A 26,072-nucleotide genomic window follows, 5' to 3' on the forward strand; every position below is an offset into this window, starting at 1 on the left:
TCACAGTTGGTCTTGTACCCGCACGATACGCGTGGTGTGAGTCAGTGGATCGCGATAGACGAGCGTCGTGCGATCCACTTCGGCGCGCTCGTGCTGCACACTGCCGTGGACTAAAAAGTAGCTCGAATTGACGTCGAACTGATTCGGATCGATCGACACCGATTGCACACCGGCGGCTGTCAGCGCGAGCTGCACGTCGCCGACGTTGCGGAAAAACACGGTCTGGCGCCGCGCGACGAGTGCTTGCGCCTGCGACACGGTCATGCCCGGCACCTCCGCCGCGATCACTTCGGCCGACGCGGTGTTCATGTTGATCGCGGTGGTCGTAGGCAGCACGGTGACGAACGGCCGCAGCTTCGCGACGATCTCCGGCGTGTAGCCCGGAATGTCGAGCAGCGAATCGACGCCCGTCATCAGCAGCGGCGCGACCGCCACGTTGTCGTCGCCGTCCTCGATGCCGGGCTGGTTCGTGAAGTTGCCGCCCGTCATACCGCCGCCGCCGCCCACCTGCGGCGTGCTGCTGATGGACGTGCCGGTCTGAAAGCGCGTCGCCGACTGCGACAGCCCCGCGCGCACGTGCAGCGCGGTCACTTTGGCGAGCTGCCCGCTCAGGCCGAGCGACACCAGCAGGCGCTGATACGCGGCCATCTGCTCGGCGCTGATTTGCGTCACGCCGGGCGCCGGACTTGCGACCAGATTGCGCAGATTGAATCGGGACTGCGCGTCCTCGATCGAGCCCGACAGGTAGGTGGCCGCGCCTTGCTCAGCGCGTACCTCGCCAATCTGGCCGAGAAAATCCGACAGCCGGGTTTTCGCGATCGGCACGCCCCACAAGCCGCCCAGATACGTGATGCCAGCCGACGTATCGCCTTCGGAGCGCAGAATCAGCCGGGTCCAGTCGAGCGCGCCGCGCGCGACCCATTGCGCCTGCGACAACAGCCGCTGATTCTCGATGCGCCGGATTTGCACCTGCTGGCGCCACAACATGCCGGACACGAGGATCGCCGACAGGGCGACGACGAGCAGCGCGCTGATGATGGCCACACCGCGCTCGCGCGCGCCGGCCACGCGCGAACCGGATGCCGACTTTTTCGACGACGACGAGGAGAACGTCATGTCATTCTCCGACCAGAAAAACGCGCGTGACCGGCCGCGCGAGCGATGTTGCGCCGATGCTGACCTCGAGCCCCGTCACCGAGCGCGGCATCGGCGCGTTGCCGAGCTGCGGCACCTTCAGGTTGTTGACGGCCTCGGTCATCGCGGTCTGTACGTCGTTCATCCGTATGGTCCAGCCGAGCTTCGGCACGTACATGCGCGCCGAGATCGAGCCGACGCCACCCATCAGCGGCACCGCGCTCCAGCCTTCGTCGCTGCCGTGCAACGCGCGCCGCAATTCGCCGACGTTGCCGAGCGGCGGCGACGCGTAGCGCACCACGCGGCCGTTCGAGATCTGATAGCGCACCACCTGCAGACGCGGCGCGGTGGCCGGCAGCACCATGTGCCGCACGATCTGCAGCGCGTTGCCGGACACCGAGACCGCGGCCTGGCCGGATTCGTCGTCGCTGGCGGCCTGGCGTGCGTCGATGCGCATCTGGTCGAACAGCTGCGCGAACACCCGTTCGTCTTCCATCGCGTTCGTGATCGTCGTGCGGCCGCGGATGATCTGATCGAGCCCGCGCCATGACAGCACGGCGATCACCGCGAGGATCGCGATCGCGACCAGCAGTTCGATCAGCGTGAAGCCGCGCGCGCCATAACGGCGGCGGCGCTCACAGCGAGCGGTTGTTTTCATTCGCGACCACCGTGACCATCTGCGCGAGATTGCCGGACTGCCCAGGCATCGTCACCATCACTTCGACACGGCGAAACACCGGATTCGGCGTCGCCGTCACATGCTCGGTACAGCGCAGTTGCAGATTGCCTTGCGAGCAATCGAAGCTCGTTGAGCCGATGTTGGGCCATGCATGCTTCAGATGAAGGTCCGCGAGCGCGTTGTCCGCGCTCCAGCCGGCGAGCAGACGCCGGTGCAGATCGGCTTCGCCGCTCGCGAGACTGCCGACCGCGCGCAGCGACGCGGCAAGCGCGACCGCGATGATGGCGAGCGCGACCAGCACCTCGATCATCGTGAAGCCACGCTCCTCGCGGCACCCGACATCGCGCATCATGAAGAGGGAAGGGGCACGGACCGACCTGCCATAGCGAAGCATCCGCATCTCAGCGCACCTCGTAGCGGCCATTGCCGGTACCGACGATCGTCGCCTGGCCGGCCGCCGAAAACAGCGTGACCTGCACCGGCACGTCGATCGCCTCGGTACCGAACACGATGCGATCGGCGTGCGAATCCGAGCCCGGGTAACTGATCGCGACACCGGTCACGCCGCCTTCCCACTGACGCGGTCCGAGCAGATCGTCGCGCAGCGGACGCCAGCCGTCCTGGGTGCGCTGATCGAAACGGAAGCCGCCCTCGAACGGCTGCCACGCGATCGGCCGCGCGCGCACCTGCGCTTCATCGCCAGCCGATTCGAACAGCAGCGCGAGACGCTGCGCTTCCTCGTTCAGATCGGTGCGCGGATTGCGGGTCATCGTGACCGCGGTCAGCGACACGAGCAGGCCCGCGATCACGAGCACGACCATCATTTCGAGCAGCGTGAAGCCTGCCGCGCGGCGGCGGCGCAGGCGGGAGCGCGGCCGCGAAGCCGTACACGGAGTGTCCACACGGGACTTGCAAGCGGACGTGCGCATAGTGCCGGGCATCGACGATCAACGGAAATTCATACAGCAATGCATCGGTGAAGCACGCACGCTTGCACGCGCCGCGAACATAACGGCGTGGCGGGCAGGGCGCCTCGCGAAACAAGCGGCCGAACCGGTGGCAAGGAGGGCGCGTGCATGAACATCATCGAGTCTGCCGGGATGCCAGGTTCAGCCTGTTCATTGCCAGGACCCGACGTCGGAGTCGTTGCCCTCGCCGCCCGGCTTGCCATCGGCGCCGTAGCTGAACACATCGACCTCGCCGTGCACGCCGGGATTCAGGTACTGGTACGCATTGCCCCACGGATCGTTCGGCAGACGCTCGAGATAGCCGCCTTCCTTCCAGTTGTTCGGCACCGGGTCGGTGGACGGCTTTTCGATCAGTGCGTGCAGGCCTTGCTCCTGGGTCGGATAGCGGCCGTTGTCGAGGCGATAGAGCTTCAACGCCTGCATCACGGTGCCGATGTCCTGCTTCGCGGCAACGCGCCGCGCTTCGTCCGGACGGCTCATGATCTTCGGCACGATCAGCGCGGCGAGAATGCCGAGAATGGCGATCACGACCATGATTTCGATCAGCGTGAAACCGCGTTGACGACGGCCGCGCGAACCCGCGTTGTCAGCGCGGCGAATGGTCGACAGTTGCATACGTTGCTACCTCTTTTCAGGTGAAATTTTCGGCCCGGCCTATCAGATTGAACACGCCGGGCCGTCATTTTAATGTCATGCAGTTGAAGGGCTTCAACCCACCGCAATTTTCACAATAGTCCGTACAATGTGCGCATGAACGCCATCCAAATTCGCCTCCTGTCGCTCGCGCTGTTCGCCGCTTTCTGCGCGACGCTGACCTACTGGGTCATCACGCTCATCACGTTGTCCGGCGCGCCGTTGCCGGCTGCGGCGGCGCATGCGCAGGTCTCGACCGATCAGGCCGCGACGCTGTTCGGCGGACAGCTCACGCGCAACGTCAATCAGGACATCCATCTCTTCGGCATCCTCGCGTTGAGCAAAGGCGCCGCGGCGATCGTCAGCGTCGGTGGCGAGCCGCCGCGCGCGGTGTCGCTCGGCAGCACGCTGATGCAAGGCACCAGGCTCTCCGAAGTCCGCGCCCGCTCGATCATCATCGACCGCAATGGCGCCCACTCGGAAATCTTCCTCCCCGCCTACTCCAGCGGTCCCACCATTTACGTGCGCTGAAACCCGAAGCGGTTGCGCGGCTGATACCGCATGCCGCGCCAATCCTTTCTCTTCCTTCCTCGCGCTACGACGACTACTACTGCACGAGGTTGTTCAGTTCGATGATCGGCAGCATCACCGCGAGCACGATCACCAGCACCACGCCCCCCATCGCCAGGATCAGCAGCGGCTCCAGCAGGCTCGTCAGGAACATCGTGCGACGCTCCAGCTCGCCCGCTTCGCCATCGGCCGCGCGATCGAGCATCGTCGTCACGTCGCCGGTCGCTTCGCCCGAGCGGATCAGGTGCACGAGCACCGGCGGAAACGTCTTCGTGTTGCCGAGCGCGCGCGACAGCGACGTACCTTCGCGCACTCGCACGATCGCGTCGTCGATGTTCTCGCGCATCGCATTGTTGCTGAGCGTTTCGGCCGCGGCTTGCAGCGCGCGCAGAATCGGCACGCCCGCCGCGGTCAGAATGCCGAGCGTGCTGGCGAAGCGGACCGTGTTATAGCCGCGCACGAGCTTGCCGATCAGCGGCGCGGTCAGCAGCCAGCGGTCGAAGGCGAGCCGTGGGCCCGGTTGCCTGAGGGTCGCGCGCACCAGATAGACGACCACGATCGCGCCGATCAGCATCGCCCACCACCAGTGCCGCACGAAGCCGGACAGCGCCATCATCACGATCGTCAGAAACGGCAGTTGCTGCTTGGTGCTCGCGAACACGTTGACGACCTGCGGCACCACATAGCTGAGCAGGAACGTGACGATGCCGAACGCGATGATCGTGACGATCGTCGGATACGTGAACGCCAGCACGATCTTCTGCTTCAGTGCATTGCGCTGCTCGATGTAGTCGGCGAGCCGCGACAGCACCAGGCCGAGCTTGCCTGTGTGTTCGCCGGCCGCGACGAGCGCCCGGTAGATCTCGGGGAAGTCCTTCGGATGCTGCTGCAGCGCATTCGCGAGCGAATGACCGCCGAGCACTTCGGCGCGAATCGCCGCCATCAGCTCGCGGATGTAGTCGCGCTCCGACTGCTCGGTGAGCACCGCGAGCGCTTCGTCGAGCGGCAGACCCGCGATCAGCAGACTCGCGAGCTGCCGCGTCAGAATGGCCTGCTCGCGCTGCGACAGACGACGCCCGAGCGCGAGCCGCTGATTGCGCTCGCCGCGGGTGCGCGACGCCGCCGGTTCGACGACGAGCGGAGTGAGTCCCTGCGAGCGCAGGTTGGTGCGCGCGCCGCGTGCACTGTCGGCGTCGAGCACGCCTTTTTGTGCCTTGCCCGCCGCGTCGATAGCTTCGAAACGGAATGCCGGCATGCGCTTATGCTCCGCCCGTCACGCGAATCACTTCTTCGAGCGACGTCAGTCCCGATGCGAGCCAGCGCTCCGAATCCTCGCGCAGCGTGCGCATGCCGTGCGCGCGGCCCGCTTCGAGAATTTCGGCGTCCGCCGCGTTGCGGTGGATCAGCGCACGGATCGTCTCATCGATCAGCAGCAGCTCGTAGACGCCGCGCCGTCCCGCGTAACCGGATTGGCCACAACGGTCGCAGCCGACCGGATGCCAGCGCTTGCTGCCGTCCTCTTCGGTGCGCTCTTCGCGGCACACCGGGCACAGCCGCCGTACGAGCCGCTGCGCGAGCACGCCGAGCAGCGACGAAGCGAGCAGATACGGCTCGACGCCCATGTCGGTCAGACGCGTGACCGCGGATGCCGCGTCGTTCGTGTGCAGCGTCGCGAGCACCAGGTGGCCGGTCAGCGACGCCTGCACCGCGATCTGCGCGGTTTCGAGGTCGCGGATTTCACCGATCATGATGATGTCCGGATCCTGACGCAGAATCGAGCGCAACGCGCGCGCGAAGCTCATGCCGATCCGCTCGTTGACCTGGGTCTGGCCGATGCCGGACAGGTCGTATTCGATCGGGTCTTCCACCGTCATGATGTTGGTGGTCGCCGTCTCCAGTCGCGACATCGACGCATACAGCGTCGTGGTCTTGCCGGAGCCGGTCGGGCCCGTCACGAGCACGATGCCGTGCGGCTTGCCGATCAGCTTGTCGAACTTGCCGAGCGTGTCGGATGCCATGCCCAGCGCTTCGAGATTCAGTCGCGCCGCGTCTTTTTCGAGCAGCCGCAGCACCGCGCGCTCGCCGTGGCCGGTGGGCAGCGTCGATACGCGCACGTCGACCGGACGACCGCCGACGCGCAGCGTAATGCGGCCGTCCTGCGGCAGACGTTTCTCCGCGATGTCGAGCTGCGCCATGATCTTGATCCGCGAGATCAGCGCGCCGTGCAGCGCTTTTTTCGGCCGCACCACGTCGCGCAGCGTGCCGTCGACACGAAAGCGCACCACGGACGCATTCTCGAACGGCTCGATATGAATATCCGATGCCTGTTCGCGCGCCGCTTGCGTGAGCAGCGCGTTGATCATGCGGATGATCGGCGCGTCGTCTTCCGATTCGAGCAGATCCTCGACCTCGGGAATGTCCTGCATCAGACGCGACAGATCGACTTCGCCTTCCACTTCACCGACCACCTGCGCGGCGCTGCCGTCCTGGCGCGCATAGGCCTGGTTGATCGCCTGCGCGAGATCGTCGGCGGGCACGCGCACCACCGATACCGTGCCGTAGTTGCGCGCGATTTCGGCAAGCGCGGCTTCGCTCGTGCGCTCGCTGATCCAGACTTCGAGGCTATCGGCATACTGATGCGCGACCAGGATCTGGCCGCTGCGCGCGAAACCGTACGGCACGAGCCGGGCGGCGAGCGGCGAGGGCGCCGCGCGCTCGCCGGCGGCGGCGCCGTTCAACAGACCTTGCGATGGCGCGGTTTGCGCGGGCGTCTGCGTCACGGACGCGCTCCCGGCGATACCGTGCTCGGTACCACGCCGCTGGCCGGATCGACGACCGCCGGTTGCGGCACGGGTTGCGGCATCGTTTGCGGCACGGGTTGCGTGGTGGGCTGCGCGTTGGCTTGCGGCACAGCCTGCGGCGGTACCTGTTGAGGCACCTGTTGCGGTGCCTGCTGCGGCATCATCTGCTGGCGGCGCATCTGGTTCAGATCGAACAGGTTCAGCGCCGGCACACCGCCCTGGCTCGGGCCGAGCGGCATCGGCGGCACGATCGGATCGTCGCGATCCCTCATGATGTTGTTGTCCGAACGGTACGCACCCTGCACGCCCTGGATGTAGTCGTAGCGGTTCGCCGTGACGGCCTGGGTGGTGTCGCGATCGGCGAGAATGACCGGGCGCAGGAATACCATCAGGTTAGTCTTGTCGCGCGTCTTTTGCTCGGAGCGGAACAGCTGGCCCAGCCACGGAATGTCGCCGAGCAGCGGCACCTTGCTGTTGCTGACCTGGTAGTTGTCCTGCATCAGGCCGCCGAGCACGATGATCTCGCCGTTATCGCACAGCACGGTCGACTGGATCGAACGCTTCGTGAATTCCGGGCCCGCCGGGTTCGTCGCCGCGTTGTTCGTACCGTTCACGATCGCCGAATCTTCCGTGTAGAGCTGCAGCTTCAGGATGCCGCCGTCGGTAATCTGCGGCTTCACGTGCAGCGTCAGACCGACGTCGACACGGTCGAACGTGTTGAACGCCGCGCTCGTCGTGCCGCTCGTCAGGTTCGAGTACGAACCGGTCTGGATCGGCACGTTGGTACCGACGATAATCTTCGCTTCTTCGTTATCGAGCGTGATCAGGTTCGGCGTGGACAGCACGTTCGCGTCGGCAGTCTGCGACAGCGCCTGCAGCAGCGCGCCGAGACCCTGCACGCCGAAAATGTTGTGGATCCAGCCGACGTTCAGGCCCTGTTGCAAGTTCTGGGCGCCCAGCGCCGTAGCGAGACCGCCGGTCGAGCCGGCAGCGGCCGCGGCTGCCGTCAGGTTGATGATGCTGTTGCCCGAGCCAGTCGACAGGTTGGTACCGGCAAACAGGTTACCGTTCGCGACCTGCCACTGAATCCCGAGGTTGCCGCTCGTATTCGAGTTCAGCTCGACGATCAGCGCCTCGATATACACCTGCGCGCGACGTGCATCGAGCTGGTCGATCACCGCGCGCAAGTTGCGGTACGTCGCTTCGGGCGCCGTGATGATCAGCGAGTTGGTTGCGGGATCGGCCGTGATCATGCCGCCGCCCTGGTCTTCGCTCTTCTCCTTTTCTCCGCCGAGAAAGCCGCCACTATTACTATTCGAGCCCGAGGCACCGCCGCCCATCGGCGAGTTCATCGAGCTGCCGCCGAGTCCGCCTGACGGCAACGGTGGCGTGCCCGACGTGCCCGTCGAATTGCTGGCGTTCGACAGACCGCCGCCGCCACCACCACTGCTGTTCTGGTTGAACGAGTTCGCCTCGTTCGAGCCGCCCGACGAGCCTTCGCCGCCGCCCTTGCCGAGCATGCTGCGCAGCGTGCGCGCGAGCTTCGTCGCATCCGCGTTGCGCAGCGGCACGACGTGAATGTTGCCCGGCATCGTGGTCGGCACGTCGAGCTGTTTCGCGAGCTCCTTTGCCGCCGCGAGACGTGCGGTGTTCGACGCGCGCATCAGTAGCGAGTTGGTGCGCGGATCCGACGCGATCGACACCTTCAGCGTCGCGTCCGTACTGCCTATCGCGCCCGGATCGAGCATCTTGTTCATCTGCTGCGCGATGTCGATCGCATTCGCATTCTTCAGCGGCACGACCGCCACCGACTGGCCTGCCGCGTTATCGATGCCCGCGATGATCTGCGCGATGCGCCGCACGTTGTCGGCGTAGTCGGTGACGACGATCGTATTGTTGGCGGGGTAGGCCGCGACGGTGTTGTTCGGCGAAATCAGCGGACGCAGTACCGGCAGCAGGTTGTTGGCCGATTCGTTCCTCAGCGTGAAGACCTGCGTGACGACCTGGTCGCCGCGCGCCGTCGGCGCGTTGCCGACGTAGGTCGGCACGCCTTGCAGCTTGGCGTCGGCCTCGGGCACCACTTTCAGCACGCCGTGATCCTGCACGAGCGCGAAGCCCTGCATGCGCAGCGCGGACTGCAGGGTTTTGAGCGCCTGATCCTCGGGTACCGCGTTTTCGGACACGAGGTTCAGTTGCCCCTTCACCCGCGGATCGACGATGATCGTCTTGCCGGTCGCCGCGCCGATCGCCTTGGCGACCTGGTCGATGTCGGCGTTGACGAAGTTGAGTGTCACCTCTGCCTGTGCTGTCTGCGCGGTGATCAGTCCAGCCACCAGCAGCGCCGTTGCCACGCGACGCAAAGCCATACAATTTCTTCTCATGGAATGTGATATCGATGCCGGCAGCCTCTGCCACCGGCGGTCATGCGATGCGGACCTGGCAGCAAGCTACCGCCCGGTCGGTCTGTGAGCCGGCCCCAAAAGCGAGTTTCGCTTCGAGCTCCAGCGTCCCGACGTCCGAAAAAAACGAACAGTAACAGCTTTTCATGTCGGATTTGAAACAAAACAAGGGGCCTCATGCGAATCCTTAGGGATCGCAGGGTTGTTATTAAATTGAAAGCTGACCGGCACCGTACACAGACGCCATTACCCGGCTTTGTACGGTCTTATGTCGGTTAGCCAACTTGACGAAGGTCGGACTGCCGGTATGATACGAGCCGTTCGACTCACTGCTATGTGTTTGCCGACGCGGGTTTTCCCCGATGCTCGACAAATGCCCGGCCAGCTTGCCGTTGCGGCCGAAATGCAGCCGGCAAACTGCCTTACCGATTCTTACCTCGGGTTTATCCAGTCCTGTTGACCGATGAAAAGTCCGCTCGTCACCGTCGCCGCCACGCTCGCGCTGCTCGTCGCAGCCGGCTCCGCGCGCGCCGACTGCTTCGACGAAGCGGCGAAGTATCAGAAGGTCAACCCATTGATTTTACGGGCTATCGCGTGGCAGGAGTCGCACAACCGGCCGGATGCGCAGCACAAGAACGCGAACGGCTCGACCGACTACGGTGTGATGCAGATCAATTCGGTGCATCTGCCGGTGCTCGCCCAGTACGGGATCTCGCAGGGCACGCTGATGGAGCCGTGCAAGAACGTTTATATCGCGGCGTGGCATCTGCGCCGCCAGATGAACAAGTACGGCAATACCTGGCAGGCGGTCGGAGCATACCACTCTGAGACGCCGACGTTGCGGGACAAATACGCGCAACAGATCGCCGCGATTCTGCGCAGCTGGAAGTTGATGCCCGCGCGGTAGGCTTCTCCAGCGCTGTCGCTCGCGCAGGCCACGCCCGTTTTAATGCACAATGCGGCTTCATGCTGCTGTCGCGCCGTCGCAGCGACGCCGACCATTTGGCCCCGCCCCCGGCACGCCTTTCAATCCTCCCGTATTCCGTACCGCGATGAACCAGCCGCTATTGCCCATCACCGTGCTCTCCGGTTTTCTGGGCGCCGGCAAGACCACGCTCCTGAATCACATCCTCGCGAATCGCGCCGGTTTGCGCGTCGCCGCGATCGTCGACGATCTCGCCGCGGTCGATATCGACCCGACGCTCGTGCGCCAGGCGGCCGACCTGTCGAGCGTCGACGAGCAGGTCGTTGAACTCAAGAACGGCTGTATCTGCTGCACGCTGCGCGACGAGCTGCAAAACGAAATCCGTCGCCTCGCCGGCGAAAATCGCTTCGACGCGCTCGTGATCGAATCGAGCGGCATCGCCGAGCCAATGTCGAGTGCCGAAACCATTACATTCGAGGGCCACGAAGGCGCGTCGCTCGGCGACGTCGCGCGGCTCGATACGATGGTCACGATCGTCGATGCGTTCAACTTCCTGCGCGATTACGCGTCGGCCGATGCGCTCGCCGAACGCGGCATTACGGTCGACGAAGACGACGACCGTACGATCGTCGAATTGCTGATCGAGCAGATCGAGTTTTGTGACGTGCTCGTCGTGAACAAGATCGATCTCGTCAACGCCGACGAGCTCGCGCGTTTGCAGCGCATCCTCGCACGCCTGAACCCGCGCGCGGTGCAGCTCGTGAGCCGCTTCGCCGACGTGCCGCTCGACCAGATCGTGAACACCGGACGCTTCGATTTCGACGAAGCGTCTAATGCGCCGGGCTGGCTCGCGGCACTCGAGCACGAGCACGGCGGTCAACACGGCCACATGCATCGCAGCGAAGCCGACGAATACGGCGTCGGCCATTTCGTCTATCGCGCACGCCGGCCGTTTCATCCGCAGCGGCTGTGGGAGCTGCTGCATCGGGAGTGGAAGGGCGTACTGCGTAGCAAGGGATTCTTCTGGCTCGCGACGCGCAACGATATCGGCGGTTCGCTATCGCAGGCCGGTGGCGCTTGCCGGCACGGTCCGGCGGGCATGTGGTGGGCCGCGCAGGATCGCAGCGAATGGCCGGCAGGCGACGACGAGCTGGCCGCCGAAATCGCCGCAGACTGGTACGGCGCGCCGGACGATACCAGCATCGGCGATCGTCGTCAGGAGTTCGTGCTGATCGGCGTGGATATCGACCCTGCCATCTGGCGCGCGAAGTTCGACGCCTGTCTGCTCACCGACGACGAATACGCGCTCGGGCCGCAAGCCTGGCAGCAGTTCCCTGATCCGTTCCCGGCGTGGGAGTTCGACGACCACGATCATGATGATGATCGCGGCCGTCATCATCACGGGCACGGCGACGACTGAGAACATGGCGGACATGACCACGGCGCGAACGCGCATCGTCATGACTGAACGAAGCACGTCCCGCGCTTGAACCATATGCATGGACGAAAAAAAACCCGCCACTGGCGGGTTTTTCTCGCGGGTGTCAACTGCCCGGCAGGAATCTGCCTAGCGCTTGTTGACCGAGTCCTTGAACGCCTTGCCTGCCGTGAATTTGACGGTCTTGGCAGCCGGGATCTTGATAGTTTCGCCGGTCTTCGGATTACGACCCGTACGCGCTGCGCGCTTGCCCGAACCAAAGCTACCGAAGCCAATCAACTGGACCGCCTCACCCTTCGACACAGACTTCTTGATCACTTCAAGCAACGTGTCCAGCGTTTCACCGGTTTGAGCCTTGCTGGCGCCCGTCTGTCCTGCGACAGCGTCGATCAGTTCCTGTTTGTTCATTAAGGTTCCTTTCTGAGTTAGGTTGATACGAACAGCGCGACCGCGCCGATTATACGTGCGCGCACCGCGCCGTCGAGCAGCTGCGGCCCTGATCCTGACGATCTCCCGCGCCGGACAAAACCCTGTTCGGCGGCCGTGCTGCCGCTCCCTTCGCGGCGCTTGCTATGATAGCGCAGCGCAAACCCAATCAGGATAAGGGTTTCGAGGAATTGCACGGTTTTCGGGCCGTTCTTGCAAGGAAATCGAAATTTTGCCCCTCAGCACCCCCTAAACGAGGGCTGAAACCCAGTCCTGGCGGGGGTTAGCGTTGGTTTTTGCCAACGCAGCAAAGCGTCTAAATGCGTCCTGATGGGTCTTTTACGGCGACTCGCGCGCAGCGCGCGCCGGCTCGAACCATCGAACCCGCTCTTTCGAGCGACCTTTTGAGCGTGTTTTCCCGTCGCGCATGACCGATCCGCTGATCCCCGCCGTCCTCGCTTTCCGCGACAACGGCAGCCCCTTTTCACCACGCTACGACGACATCTATCACAGCGCCGTCGGCGCGCTCGAGCAGGCTCACTACGTCTTTCTGCGCGGCAACGAATTGCCCGAAAGATGGCAGAGCCGCCGTACGTTCACCGTGCTCGAAACCGGCTTCGGCATCGGCATCAACTTTCTCGTCACGTGGGCCGCATGGCGCGCCGATCCGGCTCGCTGCGAGCGGCTGCATTTCGTGTCGACCGAAAAGCATCCGTTTAGCGCCGCCGATCTGCGCCGCGTTCACGCAACGACGATCTCCGATCCGCTGATCGCCGGGCTCGCGGACACGCTCGCGAACGCTTGGCCGATGCTCGTGCCCGGCACGCACCGGGTCGAATTCGAAGGCGGCCGCGTCGTGCTGACGTTGATCTTCGCCGATGCGCTCGACAGCCTGCCCACATTGCGGCTGCGTGCCGATGCGTTCTATCTGGATGGCTTTGCGCCCGCGAAAAATCCAGAGCTGTGGAGCCCGGCGATCTTCAAGGCGCTCGCGCGCGCCGCGGGCGATGACGCGACCTTCTCCACCTATAGCAGCGCGGGCGACGTCAAACGCGCATTGACGCAATGCGGCTTCGAGTATCGCAAGGTCGACGGCTTCGGCTGGAAACGCGCGATGCTGGTCGGTCGCTTCGCGCCGCGCTGGCGTGTGCGCCGTTATGAGCCGCCCGCGCCGTTCTGGCACGACGAACGACACGCGGTCGTGATCGGTGCGGGACTGGCCGGCTGCGCGGTGATCGAGCGGCTTGCGGCGCGCGGCTGGCGCGTGACTTCGCTCGAGCGGCATGCGTCGGTTGCACAAGATGCGTCTGGCAATCCAGCCGGCGTATTCCACCCAATGATTTCGCGCGACGACAGCGTCGCGTCGCGCGTCACGCGGGCGGGCTTTCTGTACGCGCTCAATCGTTGGGCCGCGCTCGAAAGTGCAGGACATCGGCTCGCGCGCGGCGATCGCGGTCTGCTGCAGATCGCCGCGGACGACGACGAGGCGCGCGCAATCGGCGAGGCCATCGGCGCGTTCCGCTATCCGTCCGACTACGTGACGCCGGTGTGCGCGTCCGATGCCGAGCAACTCGCCGGCGTGCCGCTCGCGCGTGGCGGCTGGTTCTTTCCGCGCGGCGGCTGGATCGATCCGGCTTCGCTGTGCACGGCGCAATTCGCATCGGCAGGCGGCTTGCTCGAACGACGCTTCGGTGTCGACGTCGCGCGGCTCGAACGTGCCGGCGATCAGTGGACCGTCTTCGATATCGCGGGAAAGGTAGTCGCGCGAGCGCCGGTCGTGATCGTCGCTGGTGCGCATGAAGCTGCGCGCATCGCTGGCTTGCGTCATGCGCCGACCCGCAGCATTCGTGGTCAGTTGAGCTTGCTGCCGGCGGGTACCGTCGCGCCGCTTGCGCTGCCGGTGATCGGCGAGGGCTACGCCGTGCCGCTCGCGAACGATGTCACGCTGACAGGCGCGACCTATGAACTCGACGACCCCGACACGTCGCTGCGCGCGGACGGTCATCGCGAGAATATCGAGCGCGTCGCTCAGATGTTGCCGTCGTTCGCAAGCGCACTCGATGCCGCGCCGCTGACCTCGCTCGCCGGACGCGTTGCGTTTCGCTGCGTGAGCTCGGATCGCATGCCGATGATCGGCCAGTTCGCCGACGAAGCCGCTGCCGCCCGCGATGCTGCCCGCCTGCGCGGCGCATGGCCGCTCGATCTGCCGCGCCTCGACGGTCTGTACGGCGCATTCGCTTATGGTTCTCGCGGGCTGGTGTGGGCCGCGCTCGGCGCTGAACTGATCGCCTCGCAGATCGAAGGCGAGCCGTGGCCGCTCGAACGCGGTCTCGCGGAAGACATCGACCCTGGGCGTTTTCTGCTGCGGTCCTTGCGACAGGGAACGATCGGTTAACCGGCTTCGACCATTGCGAAGTTATCTCTGCGCCCGGCACGTTAACTCCGCCCGCCCTGTAAACCAGGTTCCGGCTTATCCACTGCCACCTGTGGATAACCGCGCGGTTAACCGGCGCAAGTCGTGTGGAACCGTTGTGGACGTAAACGGGGTAACTGGGATATCGCGAAAAAGTGCGAAAAGTTGCTCGCGTATACCGGCAGCCGCCGCACATGCTGTGCATCCGGTTATGCGGCCGGGAACTCGATGATTTGTTTCGGTAAACATAGGTTATCCACAGAAACCGAGGCAGCTTGTTAACTGTTACTACGTATACATACGGTAAACCAGTAAACAGCAAAGACGGGGGCTAACGCCCCGCCGATCGGGCTAGCTGAATTTCGTTCGAGTTCGCGTAAAACGGATCGCTCGACGCGCTGCGTTAACGACAAAACCGCGCATCGAAATCACCGAAGCAGCGGCAACGCCCCGGAGCGGATTCGCCGTTTGCGACGTGGTCGAAACTGATGCGATACCTCGAAAAAAGGTCGCTTTTTCCGTTCACTGGGAAAATAACGTTCTTTTTTACCGTTTTGCCTGCGAGTTAACGTCTTTTCGGTTAACCCGGAAAAAGCTATGGCACAATCCCCGTTTTTCCGCGTCGTGCCACAGCAACTGACGGCACGCGCAGCAATGGAACGGTGCCGGTCAAACAGAATCTGATTCAAGGTCGACGGCGTTCCTTCAGCATCCCTGTTGCTACTGCCGCATCCCGTGTATGTGCCCGACTCCGTGCGGTTCTTCGCGGCCGTGGCGCATTCGGATCATCCGATCATTGAAACCTCGCAACGCTGATTTCGCGAAGCGCTTGCGACAACGTGCGCTCCCCGTGCGCTCGTGACGGCGTGCGTGTGCGCCGGTTCGTGTCGTCTGCCGTTGCTGCCAAGGAGAACCCATTACGATGAATTCGGCGTTTTCGTTTTTGCCAGCGTGGCCGCTTTCGCCCGACGCCATTTTCTGGGCGGGTCTTGCATTGCTTGCCGCCGGTCTGTGCGGCGAGCTTTGCTATCGCGCGTGGCGTTTACCGCGCATTTCCGGCTATGCGGTGATCGGACTCGTGGCCGGCGCGGCAGGCTTTGGCGTGATCGATGCGGATTCCGCGAGCGCCGCGCGGCCGCTGCTCGACGTCGCGCTCGGCCTGTTGCTGTTCGAACTCGGCAGCCGGCTCGATCTGCGCTGGATCCGCCGTAATCCGTGGCTGATTCTGTCGAGCGTCGCCGAAGCCACGCTGACTTTCGTGCTGGTGCTGCCCGTGTTGCTGTTTCTGCACGTGCCGCTGATGGTCGCGACCGTACTCGCCGCGATCGCGATGGCGACATCGCCCGCGATGGTGATCCAGCTCAAAACCGAACTACGCGCGGAAGGCCAGGTCACGCAGCGTCTTCTGACCTTGACCGCGCTGAACAGCATGTACGCGGTCGTGATCGAAAAGCTCGTGTCGAGCTGGCTGCATCAGGAGGTTTACGGCAACGTGTTCGCGACCATCCTGCAGCCGTTGTACCTGCTGGTCGGCTCGCTCGTGCTCGCGTATCTGCTCGCGCGCACCTGCACGTTCTTCTATCGGCGCCTGAACATGCAGGACGAGCATTCGTTCGTGGCGCTGTTCGGTCTCGTGCTGCTCGCGATCGCGATCGCGCATCTGTTCAAGCTGTCGACGATTCTCGCGCTGCTCGCCGCGGGCATCATCGTGAAGAATCACGAAGTGCGTCCGCAGTTGTGGCCAGAGCATTTCGGCACCGCGGGCTGGCTGCTGACGGTGATCCTGTTCGTGCTGACGCTGACGTCGTTCGAATGGAAGCACATCGCGTTGGGCGGAGTCGCCGCGCTGGGTCTGATCGTTGCTCGCCTCGTCGCGAAGCTGGTCGGCGTGCTGGCGTTCGCGAAGCCGAGCGGCCTGAACTTGAAGCAGGGCATCGCGCTCGGCCTGTCCTTGTCACCGATGTCAGCGCTCGCGTATCTGCTCGTCGACGATACGTACAACCTGTATCCGAACTTCGATCCGCAGCTGCGCGCAATCGCTATGTGTTCGATTTTCGTGCTGCAGATTCTCGGGCCGTGGCTCGTCTATCGCAGCCTCGCGCTCGTCGCCGAGCGGCGCGAGGGGTAAGCGTGAAACACGCATGGGCTGCCATGCGCGTTTCACGAACCCGTCTTTCAATTCCTTCGCCTCAAACGACCTGACTCAGGGGACGCCATGTCACTCGAACCCTTCATCGACTCGAAACCGTTCACATTCGGTATCGAGCTCGAAATGCAGATCGTCAATACGCACGACTATGATCTGACCAAAGCCGGCACGGATCTGCTGCGCCTCATCAAGGACGAAAAAATCCCCGGCAATATCACGCCGGAAATCACCGAAAGCATGATCGAGCTGTCGACCGGCATCTGCACGTCGCACGAACAGGCGGTCACCGATCTGCGCAAGATTCGCGACACGCTGGTGTCCGCGGCCGATCATCTGAACGTCGGTCTGTGCGGTGGCGGCACCCATGCTTTCCAGCAATGGAGCGAGCGGCAGATCGTCGATACGCCGCGCTTTCAGTATATTTCCGAGCTATACGGCTATCTCGCGAAGCAGTTCACCGTGTTCGGCCAGCACGTGCACATCGGTTGCCCGAATCCGAACAGCGCGCTGTATCTGCTGCATTCGATGTCGCGCTTCATCCCGCATTTCATTGCGTTGTCCGCGTCGTCGCCTTTCGTACAGGGCGTCGATACCGGATTTCATTCGGCACGTCTGAATTCCGTGTTCGCGTTTCCGCTGTCGGGCCGCGCGCCGTTCGTGCTGACGTGGGACAGCTTCGAGGAGTATTTCTCGAAGATGGTCCACACGGGCGTGGTCAACAGCATGAAGGATTTCTACTGGGATATCCGTCCGAAGCCGGGCTTCGGCACGATTGAGGTCCGCGTGATGGATACACCGTTTTCGGTGGATCGCGCCGCGGCGATCGCCTGCTACATCCAGACGCTCGCGCGTCATTTGTTGCTCGATAAGCCGATCCTGCCGCAGGAAGATGACTATCTGGTCTACACGTTCAACCGTTTCGAAGCCTGCCGCTTCGGACTCGGTGGCACCTGCATCAATCCGCAAACCGGTGAACGCAAGACGATTTCCGAAGATATTCTGGAAACGCTCGAACAGATCGGACCGCATGCGGAAGCGCTCGGCTCGGTGAATGCGCTGGCCGAAGTCGGCGCGATCGCGCGCGGTCAGGTCAACGACGCGACGTGGCTGCGCAGTGTGTTTGCGCAGGAAAAGTCCTTGCACGAGGCGGTACGCCAGCAGTGTCTGCAATGGCGCGCCTAGTCGCGAAGACTTCATGAAACCGTTTGCGTGCGCCAGCTACGCGACGTTCCGACGAAACCCGCCGCGTGCGGGTTTTTTTTCGTAAGAAAATTTTTATGGTTTTTCGCGCGCGCAACCCTTCAGGTTTTTCGAAAGTTTACGTATACCAGCGTAGTAGTCGTAAGCAGGCATTGCCAAAGGCTGTGGACAACTGAATAATTTCCTGCAAAGTCAATGCGCTGGGGAAATGATAACTGGGCTCGTAAAACGGGCTCCGGCCACGCGTGGCAAGCGCAACCGAGGAAACGTTCAACACGCTGCAAGTGCTTGTTGCAAAACGGTACACAGGCTGTCCAAGCGTTTTCCCCTGCTTATCCACAGCTCGCGTTGGATAAGTTAGCTGTACGATTAGCCGCTGTCGCATAGAATGTCGTTTTTCGCCGCCTTCGGCTTCCAGGACGGTGTATTTTTGAGATAGTACAAACGGTTTCATCCGCGGTTGGACGAAGCTACCCCACACACGCAACGGGTGTACTCCGGCAGGCAGCCGCCGGCATTGCACCAAAGCGGTAAATAAACGAATCGAAGATTATGAGCGAAGGCGTATACGGAGAACAGGCAGCCGGGCGAGTGACCCACAGCCTCTTGCGATTGAGCACGGCGATGCGAAGCCAGGCTTGGGAATGGGCGGAAGGCGCGGGCCTTACGCCGACCCAGGGCGAGATCCTCGTGCTGTTGATGCAACGTAAGGGGCCGATGCGTCTCGGCGAAATCGCGCGTGAAACGGCGCTGACTGCCGCGACCACCAGCGATGCGGTCAGCACGCTCGAGACCAAGGGCCTCGTCGAAAAGCGTCGCGCACTCGACGACGGTCGCGCGCTCGCGGTACGTCTGACCTCGCGTGGCCGCACCGCTGCCAAACGCGCCGCGCAATGGCCGGACTTCCTCTCGAAGGCGGTCGGTATGCTGCGCGACGACGAGCAGTCCGTGTTCTATCGCACGCTGCTCAAGACCATCTATCAGCTCGAAGCGCAAAACACGATTCCGCCGCATCGTATGTGCCTGAGCTGCACGCATTTCCAGCCGAGCAAGAATCCGAAGAAGACGCCGCATTACTGCGCGCTGCTCGACCTGAACATGTTGGACACCGATGTGCGTCTCGACTGCTCCGTGCATGAAACGGCGGACGTCGCCACCCAGAAGAAGACCTGGAAGATCTTCGCCCAATAACCGGCGTCTTCCTGGGCAATCCGCTAACATGGCCTGGCCGGCGACGGCGGGCGGTATGCGCCGCCTGCTTGCCGGCTGGTGCCGTGCAAGGATAAAGTCGTTGGCGGCAGGTCGTTAGTCAACCTGAAGATAGGGCAGGCCGATGAATCGGGAAGTACTCGCCATCCGCCATGTGCACTTCGAGGATCTGGGCAGTCTCGAGCTCGTGCTCGGCGAGCGCGGGCGTCCGGTCCGTTATCTCGATGTGGGCGTTGCCCGTATCGAGGCGCCCAATCCGGTTGCCGCATCGCTGATGGTCGTGCTGGGCGGCCCCATCAGCGCTACCGACGACGCGCTGTACCCCACGCTCGCGCCGCTGCTGTCGTTGATCGAAAAACGCATCGCGGCCGGTCTGCCGACACTCGGTATCTGCCTTGGCGCACAACTGCTCGCGCGGGCGCTCGGTGCGCGCGTCTACCCCGCGGCTCAGGCCGAACTCGGCTGGACGCCGCTCACGCTGACCGATGCCGGCCGCGCCTCGCCGCTGCGTCATCTCGATGGCGCTCATACCTCGATGCTGCATTGGCACGGCGACACCTTCGATCTGCCAGCCAACGCGACCCGTCTGGCATCGACTCCGGCTTGCGAGAATCAGGCCTTCGCATGGGGCGATCACGTACTGGGCTTACAGTGTCATCCCGAGATCCGCACCGATCGGTTCGAACCTTGGCTGATAGGGAATGCGAACGAACTCTCGGGCCACGGCATCGACGCGCGTCAGTTGCGCGCCGACACCGGCCGATACGGTCCCGTGCTCGAAGCCGCCGCGTGCCGCATGTTCGGCGAATGGCTCGATCACGTCGAGACGCAAGCCTGAATGGCCAGCCGAATAGCGACGTAAGCGTCCAGCCAGGTGCCACGTTCATGCAGTAAACCGCGTGCGGTGCTATCCTCGATCGCTCTCGGGCTTTCACTGGGCGTAATCCATGAGCGCGCTTTTCTCTCCGCTCACGCTGCGTAGCGTGACGCTTCCCAATCGGATCGTCGTCTCCCCAATGTGCCAGTACTCCGCCGAACGCGGCGAAGCGACCGCCTGGCACATGATTCACCTCGGCGGTCTCGCGCTGTCCGGCGCGGGCATGCTGTGCATCGAAGCAACCGCCGTCGAGCCGGACGGGCGCATCACCCCCGGCGATCTCGGCTTGTGGGACGACGCGACCGAAGAGGCGCTCGTGCCGGTGCTGGCCGCGATCCGCAAGCATTCGCACGTCAACGTGACGATGCAACTGGCGCACGCGGGCCGCAAGGCATCGAGCCACGTGCCGTGGGAAGGCGGCCAGCTGATTGCGGTGTCGCAAGGCGGGTGGCTGCCGCATGCGCCATCGGCGCTGCCGCACAAGCCGGGCGAGGAGCCGCCGCTCGCGCTCGATGTCGTCGGCCTGAACCGGATTCGCGAGGCGTTCGCCGCGTCCGCGCGGCGTGCCGCGCGTCTTGGCATCGATGCGCTCGAAGTGCATGCCGCCCATGGCTATCTGCTGCATCAGTTCCTGTCGCCGATCGCCAATCAGCGCACCGACGACTACGGCGGCTCGGTCGAAAACCGCATGCGTTTTCCGCTCGAAATCTTCGACATCGTGCGTGCCGCATTTCCTGCCGACAAACCGGTCGGCGTGCGCGTGTCGGCGACGGACTGGGTCGAAGGTGGCTCGACGCTCGAAGACACGATCGCGTTTGCACACGAGCTGGAAAAGCGCGGCTGCGACTGGATCGACGTGTCGTCGGGCGGTGTCTCGCCGCTGCAGCAAATTCCGCTCGAGCCAGGCTATCAGATTCCGTTCGCGAAGGCGGTCAAGCACGCAACCGGTCTGACGACGATCGGCGTCGGACTCATCACTGATCCGCTGCACGCCGAGCAGCTGATCGAAACGGGCGATGCCGATCTGATCGCGCTGGCTCGCGCGCTGCTCTATAACCCGCGCTGGCCGTGGCACGCCGCCGCTAACCTCGGTGCGACCGTCGAAGCGCCGCCGCAGTACTGGCGTTCACAACCGCGTGAGCAGAAAGCGCTGTTCGGCGACATTTCGTTTGGTCAACGGTGACGCCCGTCGCACGTTGAACAAACGCATCGGCTGACGGTTGAAGGAAGCCGTGGACAACGTGTAGGATGCCGGTTGTGGCGCGGTGCGCGTCGCAAGTCGACGCGGCGCTTTCAGGGCGCCGCGTTTGCTATTCGCGTCAGAAAAAAGCCGCGCGCACGACGTGCCTGACGATTGCCAGATTTGATTCCCCAGTTCTTCACAAGGATTCATTCAATGAATTCACGCAGGATCGCCGTGCGCCGTTCGGGTGTGCACGGCAAAGGCGTGTTTGCTCTCGAACCGATCGCGGCCGGCGAGCGACTGATCGAATACAAGGGCGAGCGGATTACCTGGAAAGAAGCGTTGCGCCGCCATCCGCATAATCCGGCTGAACCGAATCACACGTTTTATTTCGCGCTGGATAACGGCAAGGTCATCGACGGCAAGGTGAACGGCAATAGCGCGCGCTGGATCAATCATTCATGCGCGCCGAACTGCGAAGCCGAGGAAATCGACGGACACGTGTACGTGCATGCGCTGCGCGATATCGCGGAGGGCGAGGAAGTCTTTTACGACTACGGCCTCGTGATCGACGCGCGTCAGACGAAAAAGCTGAAAAAGGAATACGAATGCCGTTGCGGCGCGCGTAAGTGCCGCGGCACGATGCTGGCGCCGCCGCAGAAGGGCAAGGGCGGCGGCAAGTCGGGTAAAGGCGCCGACAAGGGGGAAAAGTCGAGCAAATCGGCGAAGAAATCGAAGAAGAAATGAGCCGCGGGTCGGTGCGCGGCGGTAGCTGTCTGCGCTGATCGAAGCGCTGAGGCGAACGCCGCCGCGGCAGCCGGGCAAACCTTCTACAAATCGACCGGCGCCGAGTGCGCCGGTTTTTTCGTGGCGCGCCGTGCGTTGGCATCGTTGGCGGTGGCAGCGCCTGCGGACGCACCGGGCGGCAGCAACGGAATCCTCACGATAAAGCGTGCGCCGCCCTCCGGTGCGTCCTCGTAATGCACGCTGCCATGATGCAGCACCATGATGTCGTGGACGATCGCGAGGCCCAGACCCGCGCCGCTGTCGACGCCCGCCTCGGTCTGCCCGTCGCCGCGGAAGAATCGCTTGAACAGATCCGACTGCTGCGAACGCGGCACGCCCGGCCCGTTGTCTTCGACGACGATCTCGGCCATGCGCAGATCGTCGATCAGCGTCTGCGAAACTGTGACCGTGATACGCCCGCCGTCGACCCGCGAAGGCGGCACATACTTCAGCGCGTTATCGAGCAGATTCGCGATCACTTCATGGAGCAGCACAGGGTTGCCGCGCGCCATCAGCGGGTCATCGTTGGACGGATCGTCGAGGCGCTGGAAGCCGAGGTCCACGTGTACCGGTAGCGCGCGCGGCACCCATTCGGCGCCGGTGTCGAACGCGAGCGCGGCCATGTCGACATTGACGAAGCGGGCCGCCTGTTCGCCCGGCTCGGCGCGCGCGAGCGACAGCAATTGATTCGACAGCCGCACGGCGCGATCGGCCGCGGCGCGCAGTTCGCGCACGGCAGCGAGCGTCTGCTGTGGATCGCGTGCGACGACCGCCTGCTCCGCATGCAGCTTCACGGCGGTGAGCGGCGTGCGCAGCTGATGCGCGGCATCGGCGATGAATTTACGTTGCGCATCGAGGGCGGCTTTCAGACGATCGAGCAACGCGTTCAGCGCGCCCGTCAGCGGACGGATCTCGACCGGCACATAGGTTTCGTCGACCGGCTCGAGCGACGTGTGCGTTTGCCGGTTCAGCGAATCGGCGAGCGCCGTCAGCGGATTGAGCTGCTGATTGACGACGCGCCACACGATCACCCAGCCGGCTAGCAGCAGCAGCAATAACGGCATCATGATCGCGACGAGGAACTCGGCGGCGATGCGGAAGCGGTGATGCACGGGCTGGCCGACTTCGACGACGATCGGATTACCGCTCGGCTGATCGACGCGCACCTGAGCGACCCGCACGGTCACGCCTTCGTGCTGCGTCTCGAACACGTACGCGTAATGCATGCGGCGCACGTTGGTGCCTTGCAGCGGCAGATTGTGATCGCCGGCGATTTCGGTGTCGCCGGTGCTGATCCGGTAGACCAGATGCTCGACCGGGTCGGAGAACATCGCCTGCGCGAGCGGTGGCACCGTGATCGGCGCTTCCGGTCCGGCAATCTGGATCTGTTTGGAGATCGCGGTCGCGAGGTCCGCGAGCGAACGGTCGACCACGTGCTGCGTGTACTGCCATGCGAGCCAGTAAGCGATCAGGCCGCTCATCAGCGCGAGCAGCGACAGGGGAGCAGCGAGGCGCCGCAGCAGCGTGCGGCGCAGACTATTGGCGGCCGGCTGGTGCATGATCGAACGCGCGGGAAAGTTGTGACTGCGGTGGCAACTGCGGTAGTAATGGCGCGAGGCGCCTTGAGACGGCCGGGGGCCCGGCACAAGGCGCCGCGGGCACAGCCGATGCGCGGCGCCGCTCCGGCGCCGTCAGGCCGCGACGCAATGCGCGGCCTTCACGACGATTATGCGGCCTGGCGAATTTCCTGCAACAGGTAGCCAAAGCCACGCACGGTGACGATTTCGACACGGCAGTTCTCGAGCTTCTTGCGCACGCGGTGCACGTAGACTTCGATCGCGGTATCGCCGAGGTCGCCGCCGAAGTGCGTCAGATGATCCTGTAGTTGCGCCTTGCTGACGACGCGGCCGTGACGCAGCAGCAGCATTTCGAGCACCGCGAATTCGCGCGGCGACAGTTCGAGCGGTTTGTCGTCGTTGAAGATGCGGCGGTCGACGCCCGACAGCCGCACGCCGCCCAGCGACACTTCCGGACGCGGCATGTCACCGTGCGGACCGCTGCGGCGCATCACCGCGCGAATACGCGCTTCGAGCTCGGCCGGCTCGAACGGCTTCAGCATGTAGTCGTCCGCGCCCGAGTTCAGGCCTTGCACGCGGTCGTTCAGTTCGTCGCGCGCGGTCAGGATGATCACCGGCGTGTGACGGTTGCTCTGGCGGAAACGCGACAGCAGCGTCATGCCGTCGATGCCCGGCAGACCCAGATCGAGGATCACGAGTTCGTGGCGATTTTGCGTGAGGGCCTGCTCGGCAAAGATGCCGTCATGGACCATGTCGACGGTGAAGCCGGCTTGTTCGAGACTGCTTTGGATGCCGCGTGCGATGGGGCGGTCATCTTCGATCAGAAGGAGTCGCATGGATTTCGCTCAAGTACAATGGGTTTAGGCGTTTGGGCAAGCGGTTCGCCGGGGCGCCTGCTACACAGCCAGCGTGCGAAGCGGCGGCAGACGCGCCACGAAGCAGCTGTCGAGCCGAATCGAAGCACCGTGCCAGCCATCACGAAGTCATGTCCGAGATCAGCATTCACGAACTGGAAGCCGCGATCAACTTCTGGCGCACCCGCTCACCTTCAAGCGGCGACGAACACGTTCTGTGCAAGGAGGCAAGCGCGCTCTCCAAGCCGTATGCGCTGCTGATTGTACAGCGTCAGCAGTCGCTATCACTCGATCGTTTCGACCCGATTGCAAGGCAGGCCTGGGAAGCTTACGTTCAACTTAAGAATAGCCTGTAGAACTGAAGGTTTACCTAAGGAATTGCCTGCATTGTCCTTTCATGGTCACCTGATTAGGCGGCGAGTTATGCATAAACACGCATAAAGGCCCGTAATTATTGGTATTACATAGTAATCCCGTCGATGAATGCGGCAAGCGCGATGTCGCGTTCGGTCACGCCGTTCGCTTCATGGGTGGACAGCGTGATGTCGACCTTGTTGTACACGTTGAACCACTCGGGATGGTGGTCCATCTCCTGCGCCTTGATCGCGACGCGCGTCATGAAGCCGAAGGCCTCGTTGAAGTCGGCGAACTCGAACGCGCGGCGAATCGCATCGCGCTCAGCCACGCTTTGCCAGCCATTCAGTTTCGCCAGTTGCTGGGTTCGCTCGTCGGAAGTCAGTTTCTGAATCATGGTGTTACCTCGCTCGTCGAACTCGCTCGCCGGCAGGCGGACGAATCCGTCATTTTTTCATGGTTGCGCAACGCTCGCCGCACGCTGGGCCGGATCGGTTTGCGATGGCTTTTCGTTCAAACGTCGCCGCCGGTGTTCCAACCCTCGCGGGTGCCACGCGTAATCACGCAGTCGCCGTCGAACAGGTCGCCCGCCGCGTAGGCAGGCGCGTTGACGTCTTCGAAGGACGGCACGCGCTCCGACGGCAGGCCGATGCGCTCGACGCCCGCGAAGAATTCATCGCAGACACGGCCTTCGAGCAAGGCTGTTTGGCGCGCGTACAGTTGTCGCCAGCCCGCATGGTCAACCGTGCCGTAGCACTCAAGCGGCTGATCGATCGTGAAGTCGGCGCGGGTCTCGAGACCGGCGTCGAACTGTTCCTTGAGTTTGGCGGTGCTGGCGGTGGACATGGCGAGGCTGCCGTAACAAGACGGATTGCATGAGATCGGTGTATGCGAGTGTAGAGCGGAGCACGTGCGGAAAGGGCGCAGGTTTCGCGTATAAGCGGATAGTTATGCGATAATCGCGTGTTAAATGGCAGATTAATGCGGGATATCACCATGCTTGAACTCGACCACTTCGATCTCGCGCTGCTCGACGTGCTGCAGCGCTTCGGCCGCGCCACGCATCAGCAGTTGGCGGAGCAGGTGCCGCTGTCGCCGTCGCAGATCGGGCGACGCCTGCAACGGCTGGAACAGGTCGGCGTGGTGGATGGCTATCGCGTCGTGCTGCGGCCCGAAAAGCTTGGGCTTGGCGTCACCGCTTTCACGAGCCTGAAGCTGAAGCATCACGGCGATTCGATCATCGAGCAGTTTCAGCAGCAGATCGACTTGCTGCCCGAAGTGCTCGAATGTCACGCGGTCGTCGGCGATGCCGACTATCTGCTGCGCATCGTCGCGCCGGATCTGAATTACCTGTCGACCTTCGTGATGAAGAAGCTGATGCGCGTGCCGGGTGTCGATAGCGTGCGCTCGAATATCGTGCTGACCACGTTCAAGCGCAATGGGCCGTTGCCGCTCGGGCATCTGGCGCCGGGGGCGGCGGCGGTTTGAGCGTTCGAA

25 protein-coding genes and 1 pseudogene are annotated in these 26,072 nt (G+C 63.5%); 12 read left to right on the forward strand and 14 right to left on the reverse strand.

The window, feature by feature from the left end:
• The 5 genes from gspK to gspG all read right to left on the reverse strand — a co-directional run bounded on the left by gspK (nucleotide 1) and on the right by gspG (nucleotide 3,396).
• Complete coding sequence (gspK, locus tag OKW35_RS09240) at nucleotides 1-1,116, reverse strand: type II secretion system minor pseudopilin GspK (RefSeq protein WP_429407918.1); 1,116 nt, start codon at nucleotides 1,114-1,116, stop codon at nucleotides 1-3.
• 1 nt (nucleotide 1,117) lies between these two features.
• Complete coding sequence (locus OKW35_RS09245; RefSeq protein ID WP_090802328.1) at nucleotides 1,118-1,792, reverse strand: PulJ/GspJ family protein; 675 nt, start codon at nucleotides 1,790-1,792, stop codon at nucleotides 1,118-1,120.
• On the reverse strand, nucleotides 1,770-2,162 hold the full coding sequence (gene gspI / locus OKW35_RS09250) for a type II secretion system minor pseudopilin GspI (protein ID WP_429357151.1): 393 nt from the start codon (nucleotides 2,160-2,162) through the stop codon (nucleotides 1,770-1,772). Before gspI ends, OKW35_RS09245 begins: the two co-directional genes overlap by 23 nt.
• Before the next feature lie 52 nt (nucleotides 2,163-2,214).
• Nucleotides 2,215-2,742 (reverse strand): GspH/FimT family pseudopilin, encoded by a 528-nt coding sequence (locus OKW35_RS09255; protein WP_429491985.1) that lies wholly within the window; start codon nucleotides 2,740-2,742, stop codon nucleotides 2,215-2,217.
• 189 nt (nucleotides 2,743-2,931) lie between these two features.
• Nucleotides 2,932-3,396 (reverse strand): type II secretion system major pseudopilin GspG, encoded by a 465-nt coding sequence (gspG, locus tag OKW35_RS09260; RefSeq protein ID WP_184060982.1) that lies wholly within the window; start codon nucleotides 3,394-3,396, stop codon nucleotides 2,932-2,934.
• A gap of 135 nt (nucleotides 3,397-3,531) precedes the next feature.
• On the opposite strand from gspG, the gene OKW35_RS09265 reads away from it, so the two are divergent.
• Nucleotides 3,532-3,945 (forward strand): type II secretion system protein N, encoded by a 414-nt coding sequence (locus tag OKW35_RS09265; protein WP_184060983.1) that lies wholly within the window; start codon nucleotides 3,532-3,534, stop codon nucleotides 3,943-3,945.
• Between the two features lie 76 nt (nucleotides 3,946-4,021).
• Here the strand turns inward: OKW35_RS09265 and gspF are convergent, their stop codons facing one another.
• The 3 genes from gspF to gspD are packed head-to-tail and all read right to left on the reverse strand — an operon-like array spanning nucleotide 4,022 to nucleotide 9,151.
• Entirely contained in the window at nucleotides 4,022-5,239 is a 1,218-nt protein-coding gene (gene gspF, locus OKW35_RS09270) for a type II secretion system inner membrane protein GspF (RefSeq protein ID WP_090802334.1), read from the reverse strand.
• A 4-nt stretch (nucleotides 5,240-5,243) separates the two neighbouring features.
• The gene (gene gspE, locus OKW35_RS09275; RefSeq protein ID WP_409259361.1) at nucleotides 5,244-6,764 is read right to left on the reverse strand and encodes a type II secretion system ATPase GspE; all 1,521 of its coding nucleotides are present in this window, start codon (nucleotides 6,762-6,764) and stop codon (nucleotides 5,244-5,246) included.
• Nucleotides 6,761-9,151 carry a type II secretion system secretin GspD gene (gene gspD / locus OKW35_RS09280; RefSeq protein WP_429551742.1) on the reverse strand — a complete coding sequence of 797 codons (2,391 nt, stop codon included), beginning with the start codon at nucleotides 9,149-9,151 and terminating at the stop codon, nucleotides 6,761-6,763. The genes gspE and gspD overlap by 4 nt, the downstream gene beginning before the upstream one ends.
• A gap of 496 nt (nucleotides 9,152-9,647) precedes the next feature.
• Between gspD and OKW35_RS09285 the strand changes: the two genes are divergently transcribed.
• Nucleotides 9,648-10,091, forward strand: a complete 444-nt coding sequence (locus OKW35_RS09285; protein WP_184060985.1) for a lytic transglycosylase domain-containing protein — start codon at nucleotides 9,648-9,650, stop codon at nucleotides 10,089-10,091.
• A gap of 145 nt (nucleotides 10,092-10,236) precedes the next feature.
• Nucleotides 10,237-11,529 (forward strand): GTP-binding protein, encoded by a 1,293-nt coding sequence (locus OKW35_RS09290; protein WP_429551743.1) that lies wholly within the window; start codon nucleotides 10,237-10,239, stop codon nucleotides 11,527-11,529.
• A gap of 147 nt (nucleotides 11,530-11,676) precedes the next feature.
• On the opposite strand, the gene OKW35_RS09295 is transcribed toward OKW35_RS09290, so the two are convergent.
• Both OKW35_RS09295 and OKW35_RS09300 read right to left on the reverse strand, forming a co-directional pair.
• Nucleotides 11,677-11,955, reverse strand: a complete 279-nt coding sequence (locus tag OKW35_RS09295; protein ID WP_018418891.1) for an HU family DNA-binding protein — start codon at nucleotides 11,953-11,955, stop codon at nucleotides 11,677-11,679.
• A gap of 17 nt (nucleotides 11,956-11,972) precedes the next feature.
• Nucleotides 11,973-12,170 carry a hypothetical protein gene (locus tag OKW35_RS09300; RefSeq protein WP_090802341.1) on the reverse strand — a complete coding sequence of 66 codons (198 nt, stop codon included), beginning with the start codon at nucleotides 12,168-12,170 and terminating at the stop codon, nucleotides 11,973-11,975.
• 230 nt (nucleotides 12,171-12,400) lie between these two features.
• On the opposite strand from OKW35_RS09300, the gene mnmC reads away from it, so the two are divergent.
• From mnmC to OKW35_RS09335, 7 genes are all read left to right on the forward strand, one after another.
• The gene (mnmC, locus tag OKW35_RS09305) at nucleotides 12,401-14,368 is read left to right on the forward strand and encodes a bifunctional tRNA (5-methylaminomethyl-2-thiouridine)(34)-methyltransferase MnmD/FAD-dependent 5-carboxymethylaminomethyl-2-thiouridine(34) oxidoreductase MnmC (protein WP_429551744.1); all 1,968 of its coding nucleotides are present in this window, start codon (nucleotides 12,401-12,403) and stop codon (nucleotides 14,366-14,368) included.
• 940 nt (nucleotides 14,369-15,308) lie between these two features.
• Entirely contained in the window at nucleotides 15,309-16,514 is a 1,206-nt protein-coding gene (locus tag OKW35_RS09310) for a cation:proton antiporter (RefSeq protein WP_090802344.1), read from the forward strand.
• A gap of 87 nt (nucleotides 16,515-16,601) precedes the next feature.
• Entirely contained in the window at nucleotides 16,602-17,717 is a 1,116-nt protein-coding gene (locus tag OKW35_RS09315) for a YbdK family carboxylate-amine ligase (RefSeq protein WP_429490514.1), read from the forward strand.
• Between the two features lie 570 nt (nucleotides 17,718-18,287).
• On the forward strand, nucleotides 18,288-18,926 hold the full coding sequence (locus OKW35_RS09320; RefSeq protein WP_429551745.1) for a MarR family winged helix-turn-helix transcriptional regulator: 639 nt from the start codon (nucleotides 18,288-18,290) through the stop codon (nucleotides 18,924-18,926).
• A 142-nt stretch (nucleotides 18,927-19,068) separates the two neighbouring features.
• Nucleotides 19,069-19,782 (forward strand): glutamine amidotransferase, encoded by a 714-nt coding sequence (locus OKW35_RS09325; protein ID WP_429551746.1) that lies wholly within the window; start codon nucleotides 19,069-19,071, stop codon nucleotides 19,780-19,782.
• Nucleotides 19,783-19,891: 109 nt separating this feature from the next.
• Nucleotides 19,892-21,004: an NADH:flavin oxidoreductase/NADH oxidase gene (locus OKW35_RS09330; protein ID WP_429551747.1), complete on the forward strand. Its 1,113-nt coding sequence runs from the start codon at nucleotides 19,892-19,894 to the stop codon at nucleotides 21,002-21,004.
• 213 nt (nucleotides 21,005-21,217) lie between these two features.
• Nucleotides 21,218-21,751 (forward strand): SET domain-containing protein, encoded by a 534-nt coding sequence (locus OKW35_RS09335; RefSeq protein ID WP_018418882.1) that lies wholly within the window; start codon nucleotides 21,218-21,220, stop codon nucleotides 21,749-21,751.
• 83 nt (nucleotides 21,752-21,834) lie between these two features.
• Here the strand turns inward: OKW35_RS09335 and OKW35_RS09340 are convergent, their stop codons facing one another.
• Nucleotides 21,835-23,349 (reverse strand): sensor histidine kinase, encoded by a 1,515-nt coding sequence (locus OKW35_RS09340; RefSeq protein ID WP_429551748.1) that lies wholly within the window; start codon nucleotides 23,347-23,349, stop codon nucleotides 21,835-21,837.
• Between the two features lie 167 nt (nucleotides 23,350-23,516).
• On the reverse strand, nucleotides 23,517-24,203 hold the full coding sequence (locus tag OKW35_RS09345; protein WP_013090980.1) for a response regulator: 687 nt from the start codon (nucleotides 24,201-24,203) through the stop codon (nucleotides 23,517-23,519).
• 149 nt (nucleotides 24,204-24,352) lie between these two features.
• Here OKW35_RS09345 and OKW35_RS09350 point away from each other — a divergent pair, with 149 nt between their 5' ends.
• A complete protein-coding gene (locus tag OKW35_RS09350; protein WP_090802357.1) occupies nucleotides 24,353-24,577 on the forward strand; it encodes a DUF3717 domain-containing protein in 225 nt (74 codons plus the stop codon).
• A 104-nt stretch (nucleotides 24,578-24,681) separates the two neighbouring features.
• On the opposite strand, the gene OKW35_RS09355 is transcribed toward OKW35_RS09350, so the two are convergent.
• A complete protein-coding gene (locus tag OKW35_RS09355) occupies nucleotides 24,682-24,972 on the reverse strand; it encodes a 4a-hydroxytetrahydrobiopterin dehydratase (protein WP_187612237.1) in 291 nt (96 codons plus the stop codon).
• Between the two features lie 209 nt (nucleotides 24,973-25,181).
• Nucleotides 25,182-25,421 (reverse strand): annotated as a pseudogene (locus tag OKW35_RS09360) (phenylalanine 4-monooxygenase); the annotation flags it as partial.
• A 150-nt stretch (nucleotides 25,422-25,571) separates the two neighbouring features.
• Here OKW35_RS09360 and OKW35_RS09365 point away from each other — a divergent pair.
• Nucleotides 25,572-26,063, forward strand: a complete 492-nt coding sequence (locus tag OKW35_RS09365) for an Lrp/AsnC family transcriptional regulator (protein ID WP_090805519.1) — start codon at nucleotides 25,572-25,574, stop codon at nucleotides 26,061-26,063.
• The last annotated feature ends 9 nt before the right edge of the window (nucleotides 26,064-26,072 follow it).

Origin of the sequence: Paraburkholderia sp. MM5477-R1 (assembly GCF_050436385.1) — a bacterium.
GTDB lineage: Bacteria > Pseudomonadota > Gammaproteobacteria > Burkholderiales > Burkholderiaceae > Paraburkholderia > Paraburkholderia tuberum.